Annotated in this window: 2 protein-coding genes; both read left to right on the forward strand. The window is 57.6% G+C overall.

The window, feature by feature from the left end; genetic code table 11:
• A partial coding sequence (locus AC1DLB_RS29570; RefSeq protein WP_477786245.1) for an ATP-binding protein occupies nt 1–206 on the forward strand: 206 nt, incomplete at its 5' end.
• 265 nt (nt 207–471) lie between these two features.
• The gene (locus AC1DLB_RS29575; protein WP_064617803.1) at nt 472–1488 is read left to right on the forward strand and encodes an iron ABC transporter substrate-binding protein; all 1017 of its coding nucleotides are present in this window, start codon (nt 472–474) and stop codon (nt 1486–1488) included.
• Nucleotides 1489–1578 lie beyond the last annotated feature (90 nt).

Below are 1578 nucleotides of genomic sequence, written 5' to 3' on the forward strand. Positions count from 1 at the left end.
GTGCAGGCATGTCCACGCAAGAAGTCCGGCAATTGGGGCAAGTGTTTTTCCGTGCCGACGCCGCACGGTCGCAATCATCGTCGTTCGGGCTTGGCTTTGCCCACTGCAAGCGGATTGTCGAAAGACTGGGTGGACATCTGACGGTTCAAAGTACGCCGCAGACAGGGACGCGCGTGACCATTGCCATGATGCGTTATAAGCCTTGAGCCCCGCGTCACCTCAGACCAGGCCAAAGTTCAGCCAAGAGGCCCAAGGCCACACTCCGATCGAAGATATCGTTTGAAAGTTGCCCACCACCGTGTCGGCTCAAGTTTTCCGTCGACCGTGAAATGACATCTATTTACGATTTTTTTGACGTTTTTTTCTCATTTGGCGCTCTACATTCGCGGCGACTCAAACATGCAAATGATTCGCATTGTTCCCATGATGAATCTGCGCGTGTTGACTAAAAAAACAGGAGCCGTCGACAGAATGATTTCCCGTATCCCCTCGTTCCTTAAAAACGCATTGCTGACCACTGCTTTCCTCAGCGCCGGTCACGTGTATGCCGCTGCGCAGACGGAGGGTATCGTGGTCTACAACGCTCAACACGAAAGCCTGACCAAATCCTGGGTCGAAGGTTTCACCAAGGAAACCGGCATCAAAGTGACCGTGCGCAATGGCGACGACACCGAGATGGGCAATCAGCTCGTGCAGGAAGGTGCAGCGTCCCCGGCCGACGTGTTCCTGACCGAAAACTCCCCGGCGATGGTGCTGGTCGACAACGCGGGGCTGTTTGCACCGGTTGCGCCGAGCACGCTGGAACAAGTGGGCGCGGCCTATCGTCCGGCGCATGGCAAATGGGTAGGGATTGCCGCACGCTCCACGGTGTTCGTCTACAACCCGAGCAAGCTGGCTGAAGCAGACTTGCCAAAATCGCTGATGGACCTCGCAGCACCGAACTGGAAAGGCCGCTGGGCCGCTTCGCCGGCCGGTGCCGACTTCCAGGCCATCGTCGCAGCGGTACTGGAACTCAAGGGTGAAGCCGCCACCCTCGACTGGCTGAAAGCCATGAAAACCAACTTCACCGCCTACCGGGGCAACAGCGCCGTGCTCAAGGCGGTCAATGCCGGTCAGATCGACAGCGGCGTGATCTATCACTATTACAGCTTCGTCGATCAGTCCAAGACCGGCGAGAACAGCAAGAACACCTCGCTGAGCTACTTCAAACACAAGGATCCAGGTGCCTTTGTCAGCCTGTCCGGCGGTGGCGTCCTGGCCTCCAGTCAACACAAGGAACAGGCTCAGGCATTCCTGAAATGGATTACCGGCAAAGACGGCCAGGCGATCCTCAAGAACGGCAACTCGTTTGAATACGCCGTGGGCAAGAATGCAGAGTCCAATCCGAAACTGGTGCCGCTGCAGCAACTCGACGCTCCGACTGTCGACGTCTCGAAACTCGACAGCAAAAAGGCGGTTGAGCTGATGACCCAGGCCGGGTTGCTCTAATTGTTGCCTGAAACGCTACCGGCAGAGGTCGCTGCGGCGTCCTCTGTAAACTTGCGCGCACGCTCTCGCGGCGTCTTCTCGGGCCGCGGC

The organism is Pseudomonas sp. 05N434 (assembly GCF_056396965.1).

What these genes read in the sequence shown, in the direction of transcription:
- AC1DLB_RS29575 (WP_064617803.1), top strand. Translation starts at nt 472, where the DNA reads ATGATTTCCCGTATCCCCTCGTTCCTTAAAAACGCATTGCTGACCACT.